We start from the raw sequence: 1118 nt of genomic DNA, 5'->3' as shown, positions 1-1118 counted from the left end.
GGCAGGGGAATCGCATATGGCGATTTTGGGGTTGAGTTTAGGCTGAGAAAGGATTCTTTGGAGAGGCAGTTGAGCGAAGGAGCGACTGCCATTTCCTGCCTTGAGAGCTATTTTGGCGCGGTGCCTGATCCACGCGCGCCCAACGCCATGCACCGGCTTGGCGATCTGATCGTGATGATGATCGCGGCAAGCCTGTGTGGCGCCAGCAATGCAACGGAGTTCGCCCTGTTCGCGCAAGAGCGCAAGCAGGCGCTGTCGCGGCTGATCGACTATGACGCAGCCCCCAGCCACGATACCTTCTCGCGGCTGCTGCGCCTGCTCGACCCGGAGGCCTTCGGTCGCGCCTTCGCCGCCTTTGCCGCAGCTTTTGCACGAGCCGGCCAAGAGGGGCCTGAGGTGGTGTCGCTCGACGGCAAAGCGTTGCGGCGGGCCTACGAGAAGGGCTTGGCAGCCAGTCCGCCCTTGACGGTGTCGGCTTTCGCCGCCGAGACCCGGCTGTGTCTGGCGGCAGTCTCGCCGAGCGATGGTGAGAACGAGGTCGAGGCTGCGCTTAAGGTCATCGAACTCATTGATCTTACAGGCAGATTGATCACCACCGACGCGCTCCACTGCCACACCCGCATGGCTGCGGCCATCACCCAAAGGGGTGGCGACTACCTGCTTGCGCTGAAGGGAAACCGCCGTCACTGGCTGCACCGTGCCAACCTGCAACTGGCCAACGCCACTCCTTCCATTGCCGAGCGCACCGAGACCAGCCACGGCCGCAACGAGTGGCGGCAAGCCGAGATCGTATCGGCGGCCGAGCCGCTGATGCCCGGCCACCGGGCCTTCATCCGCATCACCAGCCAACGCGACAAGACCAAGCCGTTGATGCGCCTGTTCATGGCCTCCACGCTTCTGTCGCCGCAGCAGGCGCTCGACCTCACCAGAGCTCATTGGCTGATCGAGAACGGCCTGCATTGGATGCTCGATGTACATTTCGATGAGGATCTCAGCCGTGCCCGCAAGGACAATGCTCCCGCCAACACAGCCCTCCTCAAGCGCCTCGCCAGAAACATCCTTCAAGCCGCTGATGCTCCCAACGTTCCTATCAGCCATCGCATCAAGAAATGCGCCTG

At 62.7% G+C, this 1118-nt stretch carries 1 protein-coding gene; it reads left to right on the top strand.

Going from position 1 to position 1118, the window contains the following annotated elements:
* Window positions 1-69: 69 nt before the first annotated feature.
* A partial coding sequence (locus NMG70_RS30350) for an ISAs1 family transposase (protein ID WP_254027892.1) occupies window positions 70-1118 on the top strand: 1049 nt, incomplete at its 3' end.

The sequence above is a fragment of the Mesorhizobium ventifaucium genome (genome assembly GCF_935822925.1).
Taxonomy (GTDB): Bacteria; Pseudomonadota; Alphaproteobacteria; order Rhizobiales; family Rhizobiaceae; genus Mesorhizobium; species Mesorhizobium ventifaucium.
The sequence above is the reverse complement of the archived record's forward strand: the minus strand, read 5'-3'. Positions and strand labels throughout refer to the sequence as shown.